The sequence below is a fragment of the Nannocystis pusilla genome (assembly GCF_020073745.1).
In the GTDB taxonomy this organism is placed as follows: domain Bacteria; phylum Myxococcota_A; class Polyangia; order Nannocystales; family Nannocystaceae; genus Nannocystis; species Nannocystis radixulma.
On record NZ_JAIRAU010000048.1, the window covers coordinates 1 to 18,395 of the forward strand.

Here is an 18,395-nt window from a genome sequence, read left to right on the forward strand (position 1 = left end):
CGCGCGGGGAAGGACGAGGGCGGCGCGAAGGGGGGCGATTCGAGTGGCACCTGTGATTGGGGGGCGGTCGATTCGGGCCCCGGCGTGAACGAGTTCGGATTCGCGGACCGCCCGATGAATGGATCGGTCGTCGCTGCGCGCGGCGGCGGCAGCAGGGCCAGCGGGGCGGCCAGCTGCGGGGCGCGGCGTCGCAGGGCGCGCTCGAGCAGCGCGGCGGCGGGCGCGGGTTCGAGGGTGGTCGGTATGTACAATCCGGGGGCGAGCGGGTCGCGGCCGAGGTAGTCGACGCCGTCGAGCCACGGCAAATCCGACGATTCGCCGGTGAGGACGACGAGGTCGCGGCCGGCGACGCCGCGCAATCGCAGCAGGACGTCGTCGGCGAGGGTGAGCAGGCGATCGGCCAGACGCGCGGCGACGGGGCCGCTGGCGGCCACGGCGGCGGGTGCCAGCGGGATCGGGCGCGGCGACCAGGTGATGCGAATCGCGGCGGTCACACCGGATCCGGGGCGGGCATCGGCGCGTCGCCGTCGAGGGCGGCGAAGCGGGCGACGATCGCCGCGCGCACGCGTGCTGCGGCGGCGGGCAGGTCGTTCGGGTGGAAGCTGGCGTCGATCTCGCGGGCGATCGCCTCGAGCTTGAGCCGCCAGGCCTCGCGCGCGAGCGGCTCGCTGCCGGGGTCCTGCGCGAGCACGCGGTCGGCGTCGTCGGCGAGCCGGGCGGCGCGGGCCAGCGGACCGAGCGACGATTCGGCCGCGGCGGCGCCGAGCACCCCGCTCTCGGAGCGCTGCAGCAGGTCGCGCAGGGCGTCGCGCGTCTGCGCCTGCTCGGCGGCGGTCGGCACCGCGGCGACGATCGGCCACAGGTCGCCCTCGCCCGCGCGCGTGCGCCCGGCGAGCGCGGCGGCGGCGGCGACGAGGCGCTGGATCTTGACGAGGCGGCGGTCCGACAGCGCGATGCCGGCGGCGCGCAGGCGGCGGATCGCGTGGACGAGGGCCGGGCGCACGCCGTCGAGGTCGACGCCGCGGGCGGCGGCGGCGAGGACGTCGAGCTGCGCGAGCGAGGTGAGCGGGGCGTCGAGGTCGTGACTGGCGGCGGCGCCCTGCTCGAGCAGCTCCTCGAGGCGCGCGTCGGGGATCGCGTCGACGAACACGCGCACGAGGAAGCGGTCGGCGAAGGCGGCGAGGCCCTCCTCCTGCGGCAAGGCATTGGCCGCGCCGACGCACACGCGCAGCGGGCAGCGCATGACGGTGTGACCGCGGCGGAACACCCGCTCGGCGAGGATCCCGAGCAGGGCGTTGAGGATCGCGGTCGAGCCGAGGAAGACCTCGTCGAGGAAGGCGATCTCGGCCTCGGGCAGCATGCCGGCGGTCTCGGTCTCGACGCGGCCGTCGCGGAGCTTGCGGAGATCGACGGGCCCGAAGATCTCGCCCGGCTCGGTGAAGCGACCCAGCAAGTATTCGAAGTAGTTGCCGCCGACGGCCCGGGCGATCCGCCGCACCGCGGCGCTCTTGGCCGTGCCGGGCGGACCGATCACGAGCACGTGCTCGCCGGCGACCGCGGCCAGGACGACGAGCTCGAGCAAGGCGTCGCGCTCGACGAGGCCGCGACCGGCGGCGGCGAGCGCTGTGCGAAGGGAGGCTGCTGCTTGCGGGAGAGACGAGAGGGTCACTGGCGGGTGCCAGGGTACGCGATTCGCGAGAATTCGCGGTCGTGGAGGTGAGGCGCGGAAAAGCGCGACGTGGCAGTGACGGCGCCCTCGCGCGCGCGCAGGACACGGTGCCGCGGGAGATCGAGCTGGCGATCTTCTGGCGCCGCGGGCGTGGGCCCTGCCGCGGCGAGTGCCAGCCCGGGGCGCGGGTGCACCGACTCGGAGGAGGGGCGTCGTTCGTGGCGGCACCGCGAACGCTCGGATGAGCGCGCCGGCCATGACGCGACGACGGCGCAGCCAGGGCAGGTCATGCGGATCATGGGATGACCCTGAAGACATGTCGTTTCGGGTATTGCCTGATGAACATGTTTGAACAGTCATGTCGCATGGGACATGCCCGAGGAGACCGATCACGGCCAGGCCTGGGTGGCGCGCGGGTCCGGGGGCGACGACGGGGCGGCGCTGGCGCGCTGGACGGCCTCGTGGGCGGTGAAGCTGAAGCGGTCGGGGCCGAGCTCGCGGGTGAGGCCGCTGCGGGCGAGGATGTCGCGCACGGGGCCCTTGAGGTCGGCGATGTAGAGCTCGACGCCGCACTGGCGCAGCTCGCCGAGGAAGTCGCGCAGGTTGGCGAGGGCGGACACGTCGATGTCGTGCACGCCGCCGGCGTCGATGACGACGGCGCGCGCGCCCTGGGCGGAGATCTGGCGCCGGATCTCGTCGATCAGGTAGGTCGCGTTGGCGAAGTACAGCGGGGCGTCGAGGCGGACGATGACGACGCCGGGGACGGTCTCGGCGTCGGGGAAGCGGAGGACGTTGCGGTAGACCTGGGTGCCCGGGAGGCGGCCGAGCACGGCGGTGTGCGGCCGGGTGGTGCGCAGCACGAACAGCAGCAGCGAGGCGCCGACGCCGAAGGCGAGGCCGAGGCCGACGCCGAGGGCGAGGGTGGTGCCGAAGGTGATCGCCAGCGGGACGAGCTCGCGCGGGCGGGTGCGCCGGAGCTGGCGGACGAACGCGACGTCGACGAGGCGGGCGACGGCGACGACGATGATCGCCGACAGCACGGCGCGCGGGAGGGTGGCGAGCAGCGGGGCGAACAGCGCGAGGGTGAGGGCGACGAGCGCGGCCGTGACGACGCCGGCGAGCGGGCTGCGGGCGCCGGCCTGGGCGTTGACGGCGGTGCGCGAGAGGCCGCCGGCGATCGGGTAGCCGCGCACGAGGCCGGCGGCGATGTTGGAGAAGCCGAGCGCGAGCAGCTCCTGGTCGGGCTCGACGACCTCGCCGCGACGGGCGACGGCGAGGCCGCTCGAGAAGGCCTCCATGAACGAGATGAGGGCGATCAGCCCGGCGGCGGGGGCGAGGCCGAGGAGCAGCTCGCGGTCGAGCGCGGGCCAGGTGGGCAGCGGGAGGCCGGAGGGCACGGGCCCGAGCAGGGCGAGGCCGCGAGCGTCGAGGTCGAGGAGGTGACCGGCGAGGGTGGCGAGGACGACGAGGAGCAGCGCCTTGCCGCGGAACTTGCCGAGCGCGACGAGCACGACGACGGCGCCGAGGCCGAGCGCGAGGGTCGGCAGGTGCACGCCCCGCAGCTGCCCGGTGAGCGCGACGAGCAGCGGGGCCAGGCCGGCGCTGGTCGGCAGCTTGAGCCCGAGCAGGGGGCCGAGCTGGCTGGCGATGATGAGGATCGCGGCGGCCGCCGTGAAGCCGCGCAGGACCGGGAGCGAGAGGACGTTGACGACGAAGCCGAGGCGCAAGGCGCCGGTGACGGCCTGAAACGTGCCGGCGAGGATCGCCAGCGCGGCGGCGGCTGCGGCGTAGGTGGCGAGGTCGCCGTTCGCCAGCGGGGCGAGCGCGGCGGCGGTGAGCAGCGAGTCGAGCGCGACCGGTCCGACGGCGAGGCGCCGCGAGGTGCCGAGCACGGCGTAGATCAGCGGCGGGGCGAGCGAGGCGTAGAGGCCGGCGATCGGCGGCAGGCCGGCGAGCATGGCGTAGGCCATGGCCTGCGGGACGAGCAGCACGGCCGTGGTCGCGCCGGCGAGCAGGTCGGCGCTGAAGTCGGCCCGGCAGTAGCCGGTCGTCCAGCGCAGGAGCGCGCGGCGCTTGGGCTCGAGCAGCGGCATGCGGTCGCGTCGCTAGTGTGGCACGTCGTCGCGCCGGCTTCAGCGGGGAAGCGGACGACGGCGCGGGTTCAGTTTAGTGGAGGCGCCGCCAGCCTGGGCGCACGCGTGCCCGCTGCGGCGGCGAACTCGGGAGAGGTCGGGCGGGCGACGAACATGTCCCGATGGACATGTTTCGTACGAGCCGGGACGAGATGTCGCTCGGGACAGGTGGCGAGCCGGCGATCATGACCTGGCGCGAGGGCCAGGTGGGATGAGCGCGTCGATCTCGGGGCCGGCGATGATTAGTCAGACAGGCTGCGGCGGTGGCCTGGCGGGAGAGACAGGTCGGCGGTCACTGGGCGGCGGCCTGGAGGGCGGCCGCGATCGCGGGCTCCTGGGCGTCCATGGTGGTGAGGAGGGAGTTGCAGGGGACGTAGTCGTCGACGGTGATCTGCGACTCGGGCCACTCGCGGAAGCCGACGGTGTCGGCGCGGAGCTGGACCTTGCCGACCCAGGGGACGATCTTGGTCGGCGACACGCCGGGGCGGGAGATCAGGGCGATGACCAGGCAGCCCTGGTTCTGGCGCGACAGCAGGAGGCCGACCGAGACGCCGGCGCAGCCCGCTTTCGGGCACACGCGCTCGGGCTCGGGGCGGAAGTCGATCGGACGTCCGGGCAGGTGCTTCTCGACGATGCGCTTCATCTGCTGCTGGAGGGCGCTGGCGAGGCCGCGGTTGTCGTCGACGATCTCGCGGGGGATGATGCGCGGCCACAGCACGGTGACGCCGCCCGCGGTGCCGGCGGATTTGGAGACATTGCGCTCCTCGAGCGTCTCGGGGGCCGGCTGAGGGGCCGGGGTCGGGGTCGGTGTCGGTGCGGAGGTCGCGGGCAGACCCGGCTGGGGCGCGGGCGTCGGGGCGGGGGGCTGGCTGGGCGGCGCATCGGTCGTCACGGGCGTGCATGCGAGCAGGGCGGCGAGCAGGGGGGCGAGGCGCGTGCGCATGCGGGCGAGTGTATCAAACGCGGCGCGCGCTCGCGCCCGCGGGTGTGAGAGTTCCTCGGCCGCGGGCGGTCCGCGAGCGACCGGTTCCAGCTAGAGTGACCGGCGATGCGATGGAACGCCGGGTTTCTGCTCGCGCTCGCGGGCTGCACGTTCGACGCCTCGGGGCTCGGCGAGACGCCGAAGACTCCCGACCCGGGCGTGACGGAGACGACGACGGCGAGCACGGAGACGGCGTCGCCGCCGACGACCGGGCCGACGTCGACGACGACGACGAGCGAGGAGACGGTCGGCGTGTCGGGCTCGGAGTCGATGACCGAGGGCGGGCCCGGCGACCCGACGTCGATGCCGCCGCTCACGACCACCACCGAGCCCGAGACGACGACCGAACCGTCGACCGACACCGGGCCGGACATCACGACCGGCTGCCCGCTGGTGATGGCCTACAAGGACTTCGACAACGACTACTACGGCGACCCGTCCATGCCGGCGATGGTCTGCGAGGGCACCCAGGGGTGGGTCCCGGACAACACCGATTGCAATGACATGTCGGCCAACGCGCACCCCGGCATCACCGAGATGTGCGACGGGATCGACAACGACTGCGACGGGGTGCTCGACGAGTACGACGCCGAGACCAACGCGACCGAGTGCGGCGCCTGTCGCTTCCGCGTCCGCGAGGGCAGCCTGTACTACTTCTGCAGCAACGCGCTCGACTGGGAGCCGGCGGAGGCGTTCTGCGTGATGCACGGGATGCACCTCGTCAAGGACGACGGCGGGGCCGAGCACGACTGGCTGCTGCAGGAGATGGGCAACACCGGCGGGTGGTGGATCGGCGCCAACGACCGCGCCGACGAGAACAAGTTCAAGTGGGTGTCCGACAACAGCGACATCTCCGTCGACGACGATCTGTGGGGCAACAACGAGCCGAACGATCAGGTGTGGGTGTTCACCGACGTCGCCGACTGCGTGATCCTGCTCGACAGCAACGGCGAGCTCGGGTACCCCGGCAGCGGCGGCCGCTGGAACGACCACCTCTGCGGCGACGGGTTCAAGTTCATCTGCGAGGGCCCGCTGCCGTGATTCGCGCGGCGGGACCCGCGGCGGCCGCGGGGTCCCGCGCCGGGGGCGTCGGGCGCGTCGGATGATCTGGCCGAAGGGACATTCACGACGCGTGGCGGGGTGATGAGGCTGGCCGTCGGGACAGGTGATGCGCGGTGTGGCTGTGTCTCTCGGGATGGATCGCGGGAGCGGGTGGGCCGCCGGCGCGGTGAGCGGGGCTCTTGCTGGATCTGCGGACGTGCGGCCGCGCGGGTCGGAGCGCGGTCGACGCTGCGAGAGAGAATCCCGGCTGCGGTCGCGAGCGGGCGCACGCGACGGTCGCGGGGCGAGCTCCCGAGCGGCTGTCTTGAAGGCCAGGTGATGCGCGAGGCCGCTCCTATTCGATGTCTCTCGCGCCAGGTGATGCGCGCGCTCGCTCCATCGTCTGTCCTTGTGGACACGTGACGCTCGACCCCGCGCGGGGCGTTCGTGCGCGGCGCGGAACGGCGCGCGCCCGCGGCGATGGCGAGGGCCCGGCGGCTCGGGCATAGAGAGGGCGTGAAGGTTGCGAGCGCGGGGACGGGGCCGAGCCGGTGGGCGCGGCAGGCGGCATCACTTCTGGCGCAGGTCCGCGACGACGCGCTGCGCGACGACCTGCGCCAGCGCTTCGACGAGCGGGCCGCCATCTGCGAGATCGACGGCGAGCTGTCGCGCACGGAGGCCGAGCGGATCGCGTTCGAGTCGCTGGTGCAGGCGATCGAGCGCCAGCGCGGCCGCGGGTGACGCGGGCGGTCGGCCGGCGCGGATGACAATGAGGTGACATGTCGAATCGGACATGTCGAAGGGCGCGAGCGTCGAAGCGCGGTCGCGCAGGGGCGGCGTGGCGGTCGGCCAGCGCGAGCGCCTCGGCCGTGGCGGAGAACAGCTCGACTCGGTGGAGCCCGAGGTCGGTCGCCGGGCCGGTGAGGTGCGGTGGTGCGGACCCAGAGCCCGAAGCAGAGGAGCGACAGGAGGATGAAGTCGGCCGGCTGCGGGTATTCTGGATCGCGCCGCTCGACGGATGACCGCATTATCGTATGACCACAGCATGGAGTTCATCCATCGGCTAAAGGGCGCAGTGGGCATCGGGGCTCCGACCCTCACCATCGCGGGCGTCGCCGGTCCGGTCCGCGCCGGCGAGGTCATCCGCGGCACCGTCGCCGTCCGCGGCGGGAGCTACGAGGTCCCCGTCCTCAGCGTGGCGCTGCACTTCGACGAGCAACGCCTCAGGCACACCCGGCCGAGCGCGGCCATGCGGCCGGATCGCGTGCGGCGCCGGCACCTCGCCTCCGCCGAGCTCGCCCTCGATGGGCCGGTGCTCCAGCCCGGCCAGCAGATCGTGCGAGAATTCGCGTTGCCGCTGCCGCCCGCGCTGGCGCCGAGCGCCGGGTCGCTGGCCTACGCGCTGGTGGCCGAGATGGCGATCGCCGGCCTCGACCCTCGCGCCGAGGTCCCGCTGGTGGTCGTCGCGTGAAGCCGTGCGCCTGGGCCGCGAAGCGCGGCGCAGCTGGCGGAGTCGCTCGACGACGCGACGAGAAGCTCGACCTGGCGGAGTCGTGCGCGGCGGCGCTGCGCGAGCTTTCGGGCGTCGAGCTTGAGGGGGTGGATCTCGCGGGCAGGTCTGTCGATTGGGACAGACCTACCCGGCGAGGGGTCGCGTGATTCTACCGAGGTCCCCGGTGGGCATTCGTCGCTGATGCATTCTCTCGCGGCGACAGGCGAGCGGACATGTGATCGAGGACATGTCCTCGGTCACATGTTTGAAAAGACATGGATGTCTGGCCATGTCCCCTGCAGCAGGTGGATGACGAGGCCGACGTGCGACAGCGGGCGGCTGAGGTCGTCGGGGTCGGGGTTGGTCTCGTAGTCGAGCAGGACCACCGGGCCGAGGGCGCCGAGGCGGCGCAGCTCGGCCAGCTCGGCGCCGAGGCGGTGGTCGAGGACCCAGCGGTAGGTCGGGAGGTAGATCCGCCGGCGGGCCTCGGCGTAGGACAGCAGGCGCTCGCCGGCGAGGCCCTCGCGGTGGCCGAGGCAGGGACCGAGGCGCCGGACGGTCCGCTTGAGGCCCTTCATGCTGGTGACGTCGAGCTTGCTCGGGTCGACGTCCTCCCTGGAAAAAACTTTGAGCGCCTGCCACACGCCCTCGACCGAGGCGGCGGTGCGCCCGGGGGTGAAGGGGATCGGGACACCGCGGTGCGGATAGAAGGGGCTGAACCTGACCCATGGGTCAGGTCCGCGCGAGGTCAGGTCGAGGACGGTGGCGCCGGGGAAGCGCTTGCCGACGTGGGCCAGCGCGTGACGGTTGTAGAGGTGAAAACTCATGGCGCGTGCACGGCCGCGAGGGCGTCGAGGTCGAAGCCGCCGCTCGGACCCGAACACCACAGGCCGGACGGATCGTACTCCTCGCCGACGTCGATGAGGCGGACCCAGCGGGCGCGCGCGAGGCCGACCTCGGCGAGGTCGAAGGCGTCGCCGCCGGCCACGGCGGGGTCGGTGGGGTCGAGCCCGTTGGCGGTGTTGGCGTGCACGAGCGCGACGCCGGCGCAGCCGCGCGGGGGATCGTCGCCCGCGAGGTCGCAGGCGAAAGCGCGCCAGTCGACGCCGTCGTCGCTGACGAGCACGCGCGCGGGCTCGATGAAGGTGCCGTCGCCGACGACGAAGGGGTTCTCGAACACCAGCAGGTCGGGGCCGGGGCCGTCGACGACGCCGGCGCCGGCCAATTTCAGGGTGATCTGGCCGCCGCAGCCGAGCGACAGTACGTCGAGGCCGGCGTTGCCGTCGACGCCGGCCTCCGGCGGGCCGAGCACGATGTCGGGGAACGACTCGCGGCCGTGGCCGGCCCCCATGGGCAAGAACTCGTCGACGCAGTCGGCGAAGGGATCGCTGGCTGTCTCGTCGGACATGTCCTCGGGGCAATTTTCGAGGACGGGGTGGCGATCGAGGCCGTCCTCGGGCTCGTCGACAGGGGCGCAGGCGAGGACGAGGGCCAGAGGGGCGAGGAGCCGGGCGTGCATGGTCAGGCGTCGGGGCTGGTGGCGGCGGCGATCGAGGCGCGCAGGGTGCGGTCCATGACGCGGCCCTGGTGGACCCAGCGGATCTGGCCGTGCTTGTCGACCAGCACGAGGTGGGGATAGACCGACAGGCGGAAGGCGCGGGCGAGGGCGCCGTGGTCGAGGAGGACGCGGAACGGGAGGCCCTTGTCGTCGCGGTAGCGGGCGGCGATGGCCCGCTGGTCGCCCTCGCGGTCGCAATTGACGCCGACGACCTCGAAGCCGCGCTCGCCGAGCTCGCGGTGGACGGCGGCGTAGGTCGCCATCTCGTCGCTGCACACGCCGCACCAGCTGGTGAAGAAGACCAGCAAGTGGGCCTTGCCGCGCAGGTCGGCGGCGGTGAAGTCGAGGCCGTCGAGGTCGTTGACGTGGAACTCGGGCACCTCCTCGCCGGCGCTGACCGGGGCGAGGGTGCCCCAGTGCTCGGCGAGGTCGGCGGCGTCGCGGCCGGCGCTGACGAGCGGCAGCAGCACGACCAGCGCGCCGACGACGAGGGCGGCGGGGCGGCGCGGCGGCGGGGCGGATGGAGCTGGCTCGCGGGACAGGCGGACGGCGGGGCGGATCCAGATCGCAAGGGCGGCGGCCAGGGCGGCGCCGGCGATCTCGATGCTGTACTTCGGGACAGGTAACGGGTGGCCGGCGCCGGCGAGCAGGCGCGCGAGCACGACGAGGAGCAGCATCGGCAACAGGCACAGGGCGGCCCGGTGAGCCCGGTGGGGCCCGAGGATCGCCTCGACGCCGAGAGTCGCGACCAGCCAGGGGATCAGGACGGTGAAGCCGGCCAGCAAGGTCGGCAGGGCGGCGAGGCCGGCCATGGCGACGAAGTCGGCCGCAGCGTCGCCGAGCGGCAGGAGGTGCGCGCCGGCGGCGAACAGCAGGAGGAAGAGGAGGCCGTCGCGCGGGCCGGCGTCGGGGGCCAGCGCGGCCGCGGTGGCCCGGGGATGGACGAGCGCGCCGCCCCAGCGGGCGAGGGCGGTGAGCAGGGTGTTCATGGATCGACGAGCCTCCGGCGCGCGGCGGCGGCGATGTGGAGGAGCGCGCTGCCGCGGCGGGCGGTGAGCAGGGGGTTCATGGCTGGCCGAGCCTCCGGCGCGCGGCGGCGACGAGCGGACGCGGGAGACGGCGGGCGTCGGCGACGCGGCGCAGGTCGGCGCGACGCAGGCGCCACAGCAGGCTCATCGCCAGCGGCAGCGGGGTGCGCGGGTCGAGGACCTCGGCGACGCGGGCGCTGTACGGGGCGCCCGGTCGCGTGGGCGCGGGCACGGCGGGCGACGGCTCGAGCAGGGCCGGCGCGGGCGCGTCCGCGGGCGTGTCGTCGGGGTCGGGCGGCAGCGGCGGCGCGGGTGCGAGGTCCTCGCCGGCGCACGAGCGCATGGCCGCGAGCTGGCGCTCGGCGTGGACGTCGGACCTGTCGTGGGGGACATGTCCCGAGAGCAATGCTTGCAGCAGGCCGCGCAGCCCGGGCACCCGCTCGCGCGCGCCGAGCTCGACGGCGGCGTGGAGGGCGGCGGCCGGGCAGCGCGGGTTGCGGGCCAACGCGGAGAGGATCGCCGGCGCGGCCAAGAGCCGCGGGTGGGCGATGGCGATCGCCTCGCAGGCGCGCGGCGGGCCGCAGCGGGCGACCAGCGCGAGGGTGTCGGCGTGGACCTGCGGGTGCCGCACGAGCACCGCGAGCTCGTCGGCGTGGGCGAGCCGCCGCCGGGCCATGAAGTCGAGCGCCGGCGCGGGCAGCAGCGGGTCGGCGAGGGCGGCGAAGATCGCCGGGCCGGGCAGCTCGGCGGCGGTGCGACCGGCGAGCTCGGCGTGCGGGGCCTGACCGAGCGCCCACAACTGATAGAGCGCGAGCCAGGTGTCGCTGCCGGGCGCAGGGACCAGGGCCCGCGCCGCCAATTCGCGCTGCGCCGCACCGGCGCCGGCTCCGACGAGCTTGTGCAGGCGGGCGCCGAGGCGCGCGTCGCTGAGGGGCGGGTGCAACATGACGGAAAGGTCAGGTGGGCGGGCGCGGGAAGAACAGCCGGCCGACCGGGAGCTCGACCGCCTCGAACGGCGGGACCCGGGCCACGGCGGTGTCGTCCCAGGTGCCGGCGACGAGCCACTGGCTGTCCTTGAGGACATATGCTTCGAGGATCCGCTCGGCCGGGTCGACCAGCCAGTAGTACGGGACGCCGTGCGCGGCGTACAGCCGGGCCTTGAAGACGCGGTCGTGGCGGGCGTTCGAGGGCGACAGGACCTCGCAGATCCAGTCGGGCACGACGTCGATCGGGCGTATGCCGGACGGCGAGGGCAGGCGGGTGCGCCGCCAGCCGGCGAGGTCGGGGCGGGTGACGTCGTGACGCGTGAAGCGGACGTCGACCTCGGGCAAGATCCACCAGCCGCCGGGACCGTCGGTGTCGTCGCCGAACGGACCGCCGATGAAGCGACCCATGCCGAGTTGCGCATGGCCATGGTCGGGCAAGCCGCCCGGCTGAGTGACGAGCTCGCCGGCGTGGAGCTCGGCGCGCACGTCTTCGGGGAGATCGAGCAGATCCTCGTAGGTCTTGAGCTTGCGCGCGGCCTCCACGACGCGAACGGTACCACATGCCGGCGAGGCGGGCGCGCGGCGAGGATGTTTGCGTCAGTCGGCGGGCGGACGGTGGCGGGCGTGGACGAGGCGCAGGCCCTCGAGCACGAGGGCGTCGTCGACGACGTCGATGACGTCGGTCTCACGGGCGACGTCGGGGGCGAAGCCGCCGGTGGCGACGACGGCGACGGGGTGATCGAGCTCGCCGCGGATCCGCCGGATCATGCCCTCGACCAGACCGACGTAGCCGTACAAGAGCCCGGACTGCACGGCCATGATCGTGCTCGTGCCGATGACGCGGGCCGGGCGGGCGATGTCGACGCGCGGGAGCTTGGCGGCGCGGGCGAACAGGGCGTCGGCGCTGATGCCGATCCCGGGGGCGATGACGCCGCCGAGGTACTCCGGCGCCGGCGTGACGACGTCGAAAGTCGTGGCGGTGCCGAAGTCGACGACGAGGACGCCGCGCGCCGGCTCGGAAGCGCCCCCGGTGCCGCTGGCGCCGTAGCGGCGATGGGCGGCCACCGCGGCGACGATCCGGTCGGCGCCCACCTCGTGCGGCGGGTCGTAGAGGATCGGCATGCCGACGTCGAGGCCAGGCTCGACGACCAGCGCGCCGAGCCCGGCGTAGTGCGACAGGGCCCGCAACAGCGGCCCCACGACCGGCGGCACGACGCTGGCGACCACGGCGTCGCGGAGGTCGACGAAGCGGATGCCGACGAGCGCAAGGACGCGCTCGATGGCGACCGCGAGCTCGTCGCGGGTCCAGTTGCGCTGGGTGACCAGGCGCAGCTCGCATCGCAGCTCGCCGCCCGCGAACACCCCGATGGATGTGTTGGAATTGCCCACGTCGATGGCGAGCAGCATGACGGGGCCACTCTAACCCCGACGACGCGACCTCTGCTACCGTGGCGCCCGTGGGGGACGAGCCCAAGGCAGCGCAGGAGCCGCAGTCGCAGCCGCGCGAGCTGCCGCCGCTGGTGTCGCCGACGGCGGTCACGCGCGAGGAGAAGCTCGACGACACGATGCACGCCAGCCGGTCGATGATCCTCCGCCGGCTGCCGCTCGACGGCCAGCCGCGCGAGGCGGAGATCCGGCGCAAGCAGCAGGCCCGCGGGCAGTACCGCCTGGCCCTCAAGACCTGGTCCGTGCCGCTGCTGATGATCGGCGCGGTGGTGGTGGTGTTCTACCTGCTGTCGTTCTGGCTCAACGTGATGTCGTACACCGGCACCGACGAGCTGAGCCTGGTCGACCGCCTGGTCCACCAGGACCTCGAGAAGGCGCAGAACACCGTCGGCGGCCTCGGCGAGGTGATGGCGGCGGTCCTCGGGCTCGCGCTCACCGTCTCGAGCATCATCGTGCAGCTGGCGGCGACCCGGTTCACGCCGCACATCACGGTGCTGTTCTTCCGCGCGCGCACCAACGTGCTGGTGCTCGGGTTCTTCGTCGTGTCGACGGTGTTCGTGGTGTGGGTGAACTTCTCGCTCGACGGGGCCGACTACGCCGGCCCGCGCTGGGACGTGATGTTCTCCATGCTGCTGATGACGACCAGCCTGCTGCTGCTGTTCCCGTACTTCGCGTACGTGTTCGACTTCCTCGACCCGAACAAGATCATCGGCCGCATCAAGGCCAACGGGCTCGACGCCTGCACGACCAAGCTCGGCCGCCAGTCGATCACGATCGAGCAGCGCCAGCGCACCGCGGTCGAGGCGGTCGAGCACCTGACCAACATCGGCCTCAACGCGCTGCAGCAGAAGGACAAGAACATCGTCTCGACGACGATCGACGCCATGCGCGAGTTCTGCGTCGAGTACGGCGAGATGAAGAACGGCATGGTGCTCGAGTGGTTCAAGATCCCGGACCGCCAGAGCCCCGACTTCGTGTCGCTGTCCAGCGAGGCGATCACCGACCTGCGCCACCGCCGGACCTGGCTCGAGTGGAAGGTGCTGCGCCAGTACCAGATGCTGTTCACCGAGGGGCAGAGCCAGATCAAGGACATCTGCTACCTGATCGCCATCAACACCCGCCGCCTCGGCGAGGCCGCGTCCGTCTACGGCGACCTGCGCGCGCTCGACCTGACGATCAAGTTCTTCAACACGTACCTGCGCGCGACCCTCAACGCGTCGGACATCCGCACCGCGTACAACATCCTCCACCAGTACCGCCAGCTCGGCGAGACGGTGCTCGAGATCGGCAAGCGGGCCAAGCCGTCGGCGATCGACAAGGACAAGACGCTGGCCGACCGCGCCGTCGAGATCGCGCACCGCATGCGCTACTACTCGGGCGTCGCGTTCCAGCGCAACATGGCGTTCGTCGCCGAGGTCATCGCCCACGACATCGGCACGCTGTGCGAGCGGGCGTTCCAGCTGAGCAGCGAGTGCCACGACGACCTGCTCAAGATCTTCCTCGCGGTCGACGACGCGACCGAGTCGGCCGACAAGGCCAAGACGCTGCGCGGGGTGCGGAAGGCCCAGATCAAGCTGGCGACGCACTACCTGGTCTACGGCGCCGGCACGCTGGCCCGCCGGATCGCCGAAGACATGCGCGCCGAAGACCCCCGCCGCCTGCGCTCGATGTGGATCGAGCTGGCCAACCTCGACACGCCCGAGTTCTGGGAGGTCAACGACCGCGGCTCCAACTTCGACTACCTGACGCCCGACCAAAAGGCGACGCTGCCGAAGTTCTTCGCGTGGTTCGACGGCCTGACCGCCGACGGGGCGGTGCTCTACGACTCGCTGGTGCTGCGCAAGTGAGCGAGCGGCTCCTCATGCGTGTCTGAACGGACATGTCGTGAGGGCCAGGCGGTGGGCTCAGCCCTCCTCCTCGGCGACGAAGCCGTCGTCGAAGCAATAGAGGCGATACGTCTCGTTGCACTTCCGCCCCAGATAGCTGGTCCAGTGCCGCTCGTCGCGCCAGGTCTGCCAGGCGGGGCCGTCCTCCACGGCGACGGCGTTCTTGCCGAGTCGGGCGGACAGTTCGGGGTTGCTGGTGGTCCAGTGCGAGCAGTGATTGTCGGGGCTGAAGCTGTCGCCGAAGGCCGAGGTGTTGGTCCACACCCACTCCTCGACGAGTAGCTCACCCAGTTCGGTGAGTGTGATGCCCGTGCGAGGGCCGAGCGTGATCAGCTCGTCGTAGTCCGCCGCGATCACGCGACCGTCGAGGCGCAGGTACGGGACACCGGCGAGTTGCTTCTGCTCGAAGCGGTCTCCGGGGCCGTCGAACCCGTCGGCCAACCAGGCGCGGTAGGTATGCGGGTGCGCGAGCCCGACGCCTGCGGCTCGCGCCTGACACTTGAGGTCGGCGCCGGACAGCCCGCCCAGGTCGCCGCTGTACGCCTGACTGGTGACGAAGACCGGACGGCCGTGAAACCGGCACGTCGGCGAGCACGGGGCCATGCCGTCCGGGGAGGCGCCGGTGCCGTTGAGGTCACCGAGGTCGCAGGTCTCGAACTCGATGTCGAGGATTCCGTCGCCGCAGCGGGCGGCGAACTGACAGTCGTCCGGGCGGCAGCCGCCGTAGGCGTCGGCGTTGCCGAGGCCGAAGTCGCACGCCTCGACGCCGGCCCAGACCAGGCCGTCGCCGCACAGCGCGTGCTTGCACTCGAGCGTGCACGCGCCCGTGTTCGCGTTGTCGGCCCCGTGATCGCACTCCTCTCCCGGATCGGGGTGACCGTCGCCGCACACGGGCTCGGCCGCGGTGGTGGTGGACGGACCGGTCGAGGTGGCCTCGGTCGTGTCACCGGTGGTCGGTGCGGCGGTGGTCGGCGTCGGCTCGTTGGGGCCGAAGCTGGTGGTCGCCGGCTCGTGCTGGCCGGGCTGGCCGGGCGATACGGTGGTCGAGGGCGCGGCGGCGTCGTCAGGACAGGCGGTCCCGAGCGTCAAGAGCAAGGTGGCAGAAAGGACATGGACGCCAGGACATGCTCGAAAGAGCATCGTGGTTCAGGCCCCCTCGATGCAGTAGAGCCTCCAGCTCGCGCCGCAGGCGGTGGGGTTGAAGTCCATGTCGGACGGCATGGTCCAGGCCTCGTCGGTCGCGGTGATGACCCCGTAATGCAGCGAGAGCTGGTCGCCGACGAAGGTCCAGTCGTCGCAGTGAAGCGAGCCGGGCACGGCGGTGCCGTCCGGGCGGGTGCCGGTGATCACCCCGCCCTCCTGGGGCGCGCCGAACTCGTCGACGCTGATCGACGCCTCGAGCGTGCCGGAGAAGAATTGATCGACGCCGCGAGCCACGACGACGCCGTCGGTGCGGACGTAGCGGGCGAGGACGCCCGGGGTGAGGCGGTCGCGGATGTCGGTGGTCGAGTCGCTGACCCACGCCTTGAAGCTCTTCCACGTGTCGTCCGCGCGGCCGCTCTGCAGGGCGTACTGCCGGCACAGGCTGTCGGCGCCTTCGGCTCCGCCGAAGTCGGGCTTGTGCGTGGCCGCGGTGACGAACACCCAGCGATCGCGCAAGCAGGTCGGCGGGCAGGCGTCGGCGTCGTCGGTGTTGCCGTCGTCGCACTCCTCGCCGGGGTCGACGTCGCCGTCGCCGCACACCGCCGGTGCGCCGGTGCTGGTGGTGCCCGTCGAGTCGGTGCTGTCCGTCTGACCGTTCGTGCCCGCGTCGGAGCCGGAGTCGACGGCGGTCGAGCCGCTGCTGCTCGAGCCGTCGCCGCTCGAGCTCTCGCCGCTCGAGCTCTCGCCGCTCACGGTCGCCTCGCCGGAGCTGGTGGACGGCGACACGCACGCGGCCTCCTCGTCGCACGGGGAGTACGGTTTGCAGGCGAGGAGCAGCGCGAGCAGGAGCGGTGGGAGGCGGCGCCGGCCCGCCAAGACGAGCCCCAAAGCGACACTCGACGCCGAAGGCGCTGCCGGCCCGGGAATGTCGGCTCTTGTGAGCCTCAGCACGCCCTGGACGATGCACGGGCGGCCAGGGGCTGTCAACCAGGGCAAGCGTGGGGCGATCTCGCCAGAGATCGACGACGACGAGATGTCCTTTCAGACATCTCAAGAGCCGGCTCGACTTCGGCGGCGGCGAGAGCTGTGCTCGCGCCGCGATGGCGGGGAGCCGCACCGCGTGGCTCGCGGCGATGCGATGAGAGCGGAACTGCCGGCGAGCCGAGCGTCCGCGCGATGGGGGCTTCTCGCCGCGAGCGCGGGCGTGGCACGCTCGCGCGCGATGACGCCAGCCCCACGGTCCATCGCGCTGTTGTTCGGGTCGTTCGCGGTCGCGTGCGGCGAGACGACGAGTCCGCCGATCGTGGCCAGGGCGGCGCCGGAGGAGACCAGGGCCGCGGTGGACACGAAGGCCGCGGTCACGCCGGAGGCGCAGGGCGACCCGAAGAAGGACGCACCGGATGGGGGCTCGGTCGCGCCGTCGAGCGAGCCGCCGGTCGCTCCGGGGCCGCCGGCAGCCCCGGGGCCGGGGCCGGCGTTCTTCGCGGTCGACAAGAAGGGGGTCGTGCGCCTCGACCAGGGCGAGTTCGTGCCGCTGAAGAACGGGCCCAGGGAGTTGATCAAGAACCTTCACGTCGCCGCCGACGGCGCGCTGTGGGTGCTCGGGTTCGAGACGATCTACAAGCTGCCGCGGCTCGACGCCGACGGCTTCAAGGAGGTCGCGCGCGGCGGGTTCCAGGACACCGGCAGCATCGACGACTTCTTCGTGATCGCCGACAATGATGTGTGGGTCGCGGGTTTCGGCGGGGTGTCGCACTGGGACGGCAAGTTCTGGACGCGTGAGGAGAAGGCGGCGATCGGGGCCGGCGACGACACGATCGACGGCATCGCGGTCGACCGCGAGGGCAAGGTGTGGGTGGCCTCGTCGAACCATGTCCACGTCAAGGACAACGGCGCGTGGAGCACCCTCGACCTCGGCAAGGTCAAGGACACGCTGTTCATGGAGGGGGTCGAGCGCGCGGCCGACGGGACGGTCTACGCATTGGCCTCGGCGGCGTTGATCAAGCTCGGGCCCGGCGCCGCCGACGCCGCGCCGGTGCGGCTCGGCGGCGGGAGCATCCCGAGCTACAGCGACCTGTCCCTCGGGCTAGATGGCACGATCGCGGTGCGCAACCTGTTCGATGTGGTGATCACGGCGCCCACCGCCACCAAGGTGTGGCGCAAGAAGGACTACATGTCCGAGGGCGTGCGGTCGCTGGCGGTCGACGCGAGCGGGCGCGTGTGGGTCGGGGGCGAGATCGGGGTGACGATCCTCGGGCCCGGCGACGCCAGGGTCGAGTGGCCGTCGGGGTCGGTGCCGGAATTGTCGGGCGAGGTGGTCGGCGTGGCCGTCGCCGGGGCGGGCCCGGCGGCGCTGCCGGCGACCGGACCGGTCAAGAAGGGCGCGCTCAAGGGCACGCTGCTGCGCCGCGGGCAGCCGGCGGCCGGTATCGAGGTCGAGCTGTGCCCGAGCCCGGGCATGCTGTTCTCGAAGTCGCCGTGCGCCGACAGCTCGGTCAAGTTCGCCGGCAAGACCGACGACAAGGGCCAGTGGCAGTTCGACGCCGTGCCGCTCGGCGCCTACGGCTTCGCCCTCAAGTCGGAGGGCAAGTGGAAGATCACGATGGGCTCCGATCTCGGGGTCGAGATGCGAGAGGGCCAGGTGTTCGACGTCGGCTCCATCTCCCTCGACAAGTAGTCGGAGGCGGCGAGGCGCCCGCCGATCGGCTCGCGCGGGTGCGCGGGCGCCTCCGGCGGGGCGCTCGCCGAATGCGGGGCGACAGCGATTCCGCGGAGTTAGCCGCGGCGAGCGGCCCGCCGAATGTATAGACATGTCCCGTCGCCGGCTCCGTGGCCGATGTAGGCGATTGACGGCACCACCGAACATCGGCGATTGATTTGTGGAGACCCGCACGCGCGGGCAGACCGCCGTTCGGCGCGCGCCGCGGTCGGTGATAACGGCGTTCCTGCCGGTTGGGGCGGGGCTATGCGGGCTTTTGCGACGCGCGCGCTTCGCCCCCGGCATGCGCCTCTCCACACCGTCTCATGGCGGC

General features: G+C 72.6%; 17 protein-coding genes. 5 read left to right on the forward strand and 12 right to left on the reverse strand.

Features of this window, described 5'->3' with window-relative positions; all coding sequences use genetic code 11:
* The 4 genes from K7C98_RS35040 to K7C98_RS35055 form a co-directional block, all read right to left on the reverse strand.
* The coding region (locus K7C98_RS35040) for a hypothetical protein (RefSeq protein ID WP_224196215.1) at positions 1–494 on the reverse strand (494 nt) is incomplete at its 3' end.
* Positions 491–1,669, reverse strand: coding sequence for an AAA family ATPase (locus tag K7C98_RS35045; RefSeq protein WP_224196216.1), 1,179 nt, complete (start codon positions 1,667–1,669; stop codon positions 491–493). The genes K7C98_RS35040 and K7C98_RS35045, both read right to left, overlap by 4 nt.
* A gap of 389 nt (positions 1,670–2,058) precedes the next feature.
* Complete coding sequence (locus tag K7C98_RS35050; protein ID WP_224196217.1) at positions 2,059–3,762, reverse strand: SulP family inorganic anion transporter; 1,704 nt, start codon at positions 3,760–3,762, stop codon at positions 2,059–2,061.
* Between the two features lie 331 nt (positions 3,763–4,093).
* The gene (locus K7C98_RS35055; RefSeq protein WP_224196218.1) at positions 4,094–4,744 is read right to left on the reverse strand and encodes a hypothetical protein; all 651 of its coding nucleotides are present in this window, start codon (positions 4,742–4,744) and stop codon (positions 4,094–4,096) included.
* Positions 4,745–4,849: 105 nt separating this feature from the next.
* Here K7C98_RS35055 and K7C98_RS35060 point away from each other — a divergent pair, with 105 nt between their 5' ends.
* From K7C98_RS35060 to K7C98_RS35070, 3 genes are all read left to right on the forward strand, one after another.
* Positions 4,850–5,824, forward strand: a complete 975-nt coding sequence (locus K7C98_RS35060) for a MopE-related protein (protein ID WP_224196219.1) — start codon at positions 4,850–4,852, stop codon at positions 5,822–5,824.
* A gap of 516 nt (positions 5,825–6,340) precedes the next feature.
* Complete coding sequence (locus tag K7C98_RS35065; protein ID WP_224196220.1) at positions 6,341–6,565, forward strand: hypothetical protein; 225 nt, start codon at positions 6,341–6,343, stop codon at positions 6,563–6,565.
* Between the two features lie 304 nt (positions 6,566–6,869).
* Positions 6,870–7,295 (forward strand): sporulation protein, encoded by a 426-nt coding sequence (locus K7C98_RS35070; RefSeq protein ID WP_224196221.1) that lies wholly within the window; start codon positions 6,870–6,872, stop codon positions 7,293–7,295.
* A gap of 278 nt (positions 7,296–7,573) precedes the next feature.
* On the opposite strand, the gene K7C98_RS35075 is transcribed toward K7C98_RS35070, so the two are convergent.
* The 6 genes from K7C98_RS35075 to K7C98_RS35100 form a co-directional block, all read right to left on the reverse strand.
* Complete coding sequence (locus K7C98_RS35075) at positions 7,574–8,143, reverse strand: DUF6939 family protein (protein ID WP_224196222.1); 570 nt, start codon at positions 8,141–8,143, stop codon at positions 7,574–7,576.
* The gene (locus tag K7C98_RS35080; RefSeq protein ID WP_224196223.1) at positions 8,140–8,835 is read right to left on the reverse strand and encodes a cell surface protein; all 696 of its coding nucleotides are present in this window, start codon (positions 8,833–8,835) and stop codon (positions 8,140–8,142) included. Before K7C98_RS35080 ends, K7C98_RS35075 begins: the two co-directional genes overlap by 4 nt.
* Positions 8,836–8,837: 2 nt before the next feature.
* On the reverse strand, positions 8,838–9,863 hold the full coding sequence (locus tag K7C98_RS35085; protein ID WP_224196224.1) for a TlpA family protein disulfide reductase: 1,026 nt from the start codon (positions 9,861–9,863) through the stop codon (positions 8,838–8,840).
* A 76-nt stretch (positions 9,864–9,939) separates the two neighbouring features.
* Positions 9,940–10,848, reverse strand: coding sequence for a hypothetical protein (locus K7C98_RS35090; RefSeq protein ID WP_224196225.1), 909 nt, complete (start codon positions 10,846–10,848; stop codon positions 9,940–9,942).
* 10 nt (positions 10,849–10,858) lie between these two features.
* Positions 10,859–11,431: a Uma2 family endonuclease gene (locus tag K7C98_RS35095; protein WP_224196226.1), complete on the reverse strand. Its 573-nt coding sequence runs from the start codon at positions 11,429–11,431 to the stop codon at positions 10,859–10,861.
* Between the two features lie 54 nt (positions 11,432–11,485).
* Positions 11,486–12,295: a type III pantothenate kinase gene (locus tag K7C98_RS35100; protein WP_224196227.1), complete on the reverse strand. Its 810-nt coding sequence runs from the start codon at positions 12,293–12,295 to the stop codon at positions 11,486–11,488.
* A gap of 50 nt (positions 12,296–12,345) precedes the next feature.
* Between K7C98_RS35100 and K7C98_RS35105 the strand changes: the two genes are divergently transcribed.
* Positions 12,346–14,181, forward strand: a complete 1,836-nt coding sequence (locus K7C98_RS35105) for a DUF2254 family protein (protein ID WP_224196228.1) — start codon at positions 12,346–12,348, stop codon at positions 14,179–14,181.
* Positions 14,182–14,238: 57 nt separating this feature from the next.
* On the opposite strand, the gene K7C98_RS35110 is transcribed toward K7C98_RS35105, so the two are convergent.
* Together K7C98_RS35110 and K7C98_RS35115 are read right to left on the reverse strand one after the other, a co-directional pair.
* Complete coding sequence (locus tag K7C98_RS35110; RefSeq protein ID WP_224196229.1) at positions 14,239–15,315, reverse strand: hypothetical protein; 1,077 nt, start codon at positions 15,313–15,315, stop codon at positions 14,239–14,241.
* 51 nt (positions 15,316–15,366) lie between these two features.
* Positions 15,367–16,239, reverse strand: coding sequence for a hypothetical protein (locus K7C98_RS35115; RefSeq protein WP_224196230.1), 873 nt, complete (start codon positions 16,237–16,239; stop codon positions 15,367–15,369).
* Positions 16,240–16,585: 346 nt separating this feature from the next.
* Between K7C98_RS35115 and K7C98_RS35120 the strand changes: the two genes are divergently transcribed.
* The gene (locus tag K7C98_RS35120; protein WP_224196231.1) at positions 16,586–18,040 is read left to right on the forward strand and encodes a hypothetical protein; all 1,455 of its coding nucleotides are present in this window, start codon (positions 16,586–16,588) and stop codon (positions 18,038–18,040) included.
* Positions 18,041–18,395 lie beyond the last annotated feature (355 nt).

Coding starts and splice junctions, on each gene's coding strand:
- K7C98_RS35060 (WP_224196219.1), top strand. CDS start 4,850: ATGCGATGGAACGCCGGGTTTCTGCTCGCGCTCGCGGGCTGCACGTTC.
- K7C98_RS35120 (WP_224196231.1), top strand. CDS start 16,586: ATGACGCCAGCCCCACGGTCCATCGCGCTGTTGTTCGGGTCGTTCGCG.
- K7C98_RS35090 (WP_224196225.1), bottom strand. CDS start 10,848: ATGTTGCACCCGCCCCTCAGCGACGCGCGCCTCGGCGCCCGCCTGCAC.
- K7C98_RS35080 (WP_224196223.1), bottom strand. CDS start 8,835: ATGCACGCCCGGCTCCTCGCCCCTCTGGCCCTCGTCCTCGCCTGCGCC.
- K7C98_RS35085 (WP_224196224.1), bottom strand. CDS start 9,863: ATGAACACCCTGCTCACCGCCCTCGCCCGCTGGGGCGGCGCGCTCGTC.
- K7C98_RS35055 (WP_224196218.1), bottom strand. CDS start 4,744: ATGCGCACGCGCCTCGCCCCCCTGCTCGCCGCCCTGCTCGCATGCACG.
- K7C98_RS35070 (WP_224196221.1), top strand. CDS start 6,870: ATGGAGTTCATCCATCGGCTAAAGGGCGCAGTGGGCATCGGGGCTCCG.
- K7C98_RS35050 (WP_224196217.1), bottom strand. CDS start 3,762: ATGCCGCTGCTCGAGCCCAAGCGCCGCGCGCTCCTGCGCTGGACGACC.
- K7C98_RS35075 (WP_224196222.1), bottom strand. CDS start 8,143: ATGAGTTTTCACCTCTACAACCGTCACGCGCTGGCCCACGTCGGCAAG.
- K7C98_RS35100 (WP_224196227.1), bottom strand. CDS start 12,295: ATGCTGCTCGCCATCGACGTGGGCAATTCCAACACATCCATCGGGGTG.